At 72.5% G+C, this 4,838-nt stretch carries 4 protein-coding genes; all 4 read left to right on the forward strand.

The features are described from left to right. The first annotated feature begins 58 nt into the window (after positions 1-58). Positions 59-1,279 carry an acylneuraminate cytidylyltransferase gene (locus tag E1283_RS31795; RefSeq protein ID WP_132821635.1) on the forward strand — a complete coding sequence of 407 codons (1,221 nt, stop codon included), beginning with the start codon at positions 59-61 and terminating at the stop codon, positions 1,277-1,279. Beyond that, positions 1,276-2,211 (forward strand): N-acetylneuraminate synthase family protein, encoded by a 936-nt coding sequence (locus E1283_RS31800; protein WP_132821636.1) that lies wholly within the window; start codon positions 1,276-1,278, stop codon positions 2,209-2,211. The genes E1283_RS31795 and E1283_RS31800 overlap by 4 nt, the downstream gene beginning before the upstream one ends. A gap of 68 nt (positions 2,212-2,279) precedes the next feature. Next, on the forward strand, positions 2,280-3,380 hold the full coding sequence (locus tag E1283_RS31805; protein ID WP_132821637.1) for a hypothetical protein: 1,101 nt from the start codon (positions 2,280-2,282) through the stop codon (positions 3,378-3,380). Positions 3,381-3,529: 149 nt separating this feature from the next. After that, positions 3,530-4,732: an amidohydrolase gene (locus E1283_RS31810; protein WP_279571307.1), complete on the forward strand. Its 1,203-nt coding sequence runs from the start codon at positions 3,530-3,532 to the stop codon at positions 4,730-4,732. Positions 4,733-4,838 lie beyond the last annotated feature (106 nt).

Raw genomic sequence — 4,838 nt, forward strand, 5'->3', positions numbered from 1 at the left:
CCCCTCCCCTTCCTCTTCCCCCGCATCCCGATCCGATCGACGAACGAAGGCTTCAGGCATGAGCACTGTGCTGGCTGTGATCCCCGCCCGCGGGGGCTCCAAGGGCGTGCCGGGGAAGAACCTCGCTCCCGTCGGCGACGCGCCGCTGATCACCCGCGCGGTCCGTGCCTGCCGCGGCGCCCGCCTGGTGACGGCCGTGGTGGTCTCCACCGACGACCCGGACATCGCCGCCGCCGCGCACGCCGCGGGCGCCGAGGTCGTCGAGCGCCCGGCGGAGATCGCCGGCGACAAGGCCACCAGCGAGGCCGCGATCCTGCACGCCACGGACGTCTACCAGGAGCGGCACGGGGTCTCCGTCGAGGTGGTGCTGCTCGTCCAGTGCACCAGCCCCTTCCTCACCCACGAGGAGGTGGACGGGGTCGCCGCCGCCATCCTGGACGGCGCCGACACCGCGCTGACCGTCGCCCCCTTCCACGGGTTCGTCTGGCGGGAGGCGGCCAGCACCGGCGGCCAGGGCGTCAACCACGACAAGTCCTACCGCCCGATGCGGCAGGACCGGCCGCAGGACCTGCTGGAGACCGGCGCCTGCTACGGGATGCGCGCCGAGGGCCTGCGCGTCGAGCGGCACCGCTTCTTCGGCCGCACCGAGCTGGTCCGCACCGATCCGGCCCGGGTGCTGGAGATCGACGACCCGCACGACCTGGCCCGGGCCCGCGCCCTGGCGCCGCTGCTCGACGGCGACCAGAAGGGCCTGACCGCGGCGGGGTCCGCCTACTCCGGCTACCCCGACTACCTGCCGACCCGCGCCGACATCGACGCGGTCGTGCTCGACTTCGACGGCACCCAGACCGACGACCGGGTGCTCGTCGACACCGAGGGACGGGAGATGGTCGCCGTGCACCGCGGCGACGGCCTGGGCATCGCTGCCCTGCGCCGCGCGGGGATCCCGCTGCTCATCCTGTCCTCGGAACAGAATCCGGTCGTGGCCGCGCGGGCGCGCAAGCTGCGCATACCAGTGCTGCACGGCATCGACCGGAAGGACCTCGCCCTCAAACAGTGGTGCGAGGAGCAAGGAATCGCGCCGGAACGCGTGCTCTACGCGGGCAACGACGTCAACGACCTGCCGTGCTTCGACCTGGTCGGCTGGCCGGTGGCCGTCGCGAGCGCCCACGACGTCGTGCGAGGAGCCGCTCGCGCGGTCACCTCGACGGCCGGTGGCGCCGGCGCGATCCGCGAGATCGCCTCGTGGATCCTCGGAAAGGAACTCAGCCCCTCATGACAACCAACAACCGACTTCGCAAGCTCGGCGACCGCGTCGTGGGCCCCGGCCGTCCCGTCTATGTCACGGGCGAGATCGGCATCAACCACAACGGCGATCTGGAGAACGCCTTCGCGCTGATCGACGCGGCGGCCGAAGCCGGCTGTGACGCGGTCAAGTTCCAGAAGCGCACGCCGGAGATCTGCACCCCGCGTGACCAGTGGGACATCGAGCGGGACACCCCGTGGGGCCGGATGACCTACATCGACTACCGGCACCGGGTCGAGTTCGGCGAGGCCGACTACCGCGCCATCGACGAGTACTGCCGCAAGAAGGGCATCCACTGGTTCGCGTCCCCGTGGGACCCGGAGGCCGTGGACTTCCTGGAGCAGTACGACGTGCCGGCGCACAAGGTGGCCTCCGCCTCCCTCACCGACGACGAGCTGCTGCGCAAGCTGCGCTCCACCGGCCGTACCGTCATCCTGTCCACCGGCATGTCGACCCCGAAGCAGATCCGCCACGCGGTCGAGGTCCTGGGCAGCGAGAACATACTCCTCTGCCACGCCACCAGCACCTACCCGGCCAAGGCCGACGAGCTGAACCTGCGCGTGATCAACACGCTGCAGGCCGAGTACCCGAACGTGCCGATCGGTTACTCGGGCCACGAGACGGGCCTGCAGACCACGCTGGCCGCGGTCGCGCTGGGCGCCGTCTTCGTCGAGCGTCACATCACCCTGGACCGCGCGATGTGGGGCTCCGACCAGGCCGCCTCCGTCGAGCCGCAGGGCCTGACCCGGCTGGTGCGGGACATCCGCACCATCGAGGAGTCCCTGGGCGACGGCGTCAAGAAGGTCTACGACAGCGAGCTGGGCCCGATGAAGAAGCTCCGCCGCATCAAGGGCGTCGTGGCGGAGGGCACCGGGGACGCGGAGCGCGAGCCCGCGTCGGTCTGACCTCGCCGGCACCTGCGGGACACTGGAGTTCCCAGGACCACCACCGAGCACGGGACGGAGTAACGCGCATGACTGACCGGGGGGCCAGGGCGCGCGCCACCACGCTGGCGTTCGCCGAGAGTCCGGTGCAGTTGCTGAACATCCTCGAGTGGGCACACGCGGCGCGGTCGCACGTCGCGTCCTCCCGGTCGGCGTCTCCTCGAGGTGTGCGCGATCTCACCGTGGTCATCCTGCCGCCGCACGACCCGACCAGCCGGGGCCAGTTGCGCCGCATGGCGCAGCTGGCCCGGGACTCGGGGTACCGCGTGCTGTGGCGCGAGGCGCGCGGCGGCGCCGTCGCGCCGCCCCGTTCGCTGGCCGCCCTGGCCGGGCCGATGCGCCGGGCCGGGCTGCTGGTGATCGGGGACCCGTTCTCGCACTACCTCCAACTGCTGCTCTCCATGGCCGGCGGCCGCCGCGACATCGTCGTCGTGGACGACGGCACCGCCACCATGGAGTTCACCGCCCAACTCGCCCGCGGCGAGCGGCTGGTGCGCTGGCACCGGCCGAACGCGCGCGGTCCGCGGGCGCTGCTGTTCGCGCCCGTCGCGCGGCGCGCCGTGCGGAGTCTGACGCCCGCGGCGGGCCGCTCCGTCGAGGTGTTCACGGCGATGCCCGTCGAGGCGTTGGCCGGCGTCACCGTCACGGACAACGACTTCGCCTGGACCCGCGCCCACTTCCCCGAGCCCCGGCTGACCGGCGGCGCCGACCTGGTGGGCACCTCGCTGGTGGAGACGGGCGTCATCCAGGAGGCCCGCTACGTGGCCGGCGTGATCGCGCTGGCCAAGGCACACGGCGTCACCCGCTACTTCGCGCACCGCCGGGAGAGCGCCGACAAGCTGCGGCGGCTGACCCAGGAGGCCGGGCTGGAGATCGTCCGCCCCGACCTGCCACTCGAACTCGTCGCCAGGCGGGGCCCGATCGGCTCCACCATCCTGAGCTTCCCGTCCACCGTGGTCCACACGCTGCCGCGGGTGCTGGCCGACACCAAGGTGAAGGTGGCGGTCTGCGACATATCGGAGAGCTGGTTCACCGACGGCGTCAGCGAGCGGGCCACCGGCTTCCTCTCCGCCGTCACCAACACCGCGCTCGGCACCCACGGCCTGACCTCGCTGCCCGCGCAGCAGTAGATCACCGGCGCGCGTCGACGAGGCATCGACAAAAAGAAAGTAGTCATACCCAGTCACACACGGTCTTATGCGGCCGCGCGATGATTCGGTGACGTGAACTTTCCACGATCGATGCGGCCTTGACAGGCGAACGGGGTTAGGGTCGTCCCGTGAGTGATCTGCCGTCTCCGGAGTCCGCGCCCATCCCCGAACTCGATGACGAGCTGCGCGCCGAGCTGATCGCCTTCCGTCGGGACCTGCACATGCACCCCGAGTTGGGCAACCAGGAGGTTCGCACCACCGCCGTCGTCAAGAAGCGCCTGGAGCGCGCCGGGCTCGCCCCGCGTGTGCTGGGCAGCGGCACGGGGCTGGTGTGCGACGTACGTCCACCGGGGGACACCGGACCACTCCTCGGGCTCCGTGCCGACCTGGACGCGCTGCCGATCCCGGACACCAAGACGGTGCCCTACGCCTCCACCATCCCGGGCCGGGCGCACGCCTGCGGCCACGACGTGCACACCGCGGTGGTGCTCGGCGCCGGCCTGACCCTGGCCAGGCTCGCGGCCGAGGGCCGGCTGCGGCGGGGCGTCCGGCTGCTCTTCCAGCCGGCCGAGGAGGTGCTGCCCGGCGGCGCGCAGGACGCGATCGAGCACGGCGTGCTCGACGGCGTGGCCCGGATCCTGGCCCTGCACTGCGACCCCAAGGTGGACGCCGGCCGCATCGGCGTGCGCACCGGCCCGATCACCGCCGCCTGCGACCGCATCGAGATCAGGCTCGCCGGCGCCGGCGGCCACACGGCCCGCCCGCACCTCACCACCGACCTGGTCACGGCCGCGGCCCGGGTCGCGGTCGACGTCCCCGCGCTGGTCGCGCGCCGCGTCGACACCCGCGCCGGCATGGCGATCACCTGGGGCCGCCTGGAGACGGGCCACGCGCCCAACGTGATCCCGCAGTCCGCCGAACTGTCCGGCACCATGCGCTGCCTGGACATCGAGGCGTGGCGTACCGCCCCCGACGTGGTGCACGCGGCGGTCGACGAGGTCGCGGCGCTCTACCGCGCCAAGTCGGAGCTCCAGTACATCCGCGGCGTCCCGCCGGTCGTCAACGACGCCGCGTCCACGGCCCTGTTGACCGAGGCCATGGTCTCCCGCTTCGGCGCGGGCTCCGTCGAGCCGACCCAGCAGAGCCTGGGCGGTGAGGACTTCTCCTGGTACCTGGAGCACGTCCCCGGCGCCATGGCCCGCCTCGGCGTCCGCCCGCCGGGCGACGCGTCGGCCACGCCGCGCGACATCCACCAGGGCGACTTCGACGTCGACGAGTCGGCGATCGGCGTCGGCGTGGAGCTGCTGGTGGAAGCGGCACAGCTGAGCTAACCGAGGTCGAACCAGACGGACTTGCCGGCGGGGCGACGGAACACGTCGCACCCCCAGCGGCGGGCGAGGCTCCGCACCAGGTGGAGCCCCCGCCCGCCGCTGGGGG

Source organism: Streptomyces hainanensis (genome assembly GCF_004348415.1).
In the GTDB taxonomy this organism is placed as follows: Bacteria; Actinomycetota; Actinomycetes; order Streptomycetales; family Streptomycetaceae; genus Streptomyces; species Streptomyces hainanensis.

What these genes read in the sequence shown, in the direction of transcription:
- E1283_RS31805 (WP_132821637.1), top strand. Translation starts at nt 2,280, where the DNA reads ATGACTGACCGGGGGGCCAGGGCGCGCGCCACCACGCTGGCGTTCGCC.
- E1283_RS31800 (WP_132821636.1), top strand. Translation starts at nt 1,276, where the DNA reads ATGACAACCAACAACCGACTTCGCAAGCTCGGCGACCGCGTCGTGGGC.
- E1283_RS31795 (WP_132821635.1), top strand. Translation starts at nt 59, where the DNA reads ATGAGCACTGTGCTGGCTGTGATCCCCGCCCGCGGGGGCTCCAAGGGC.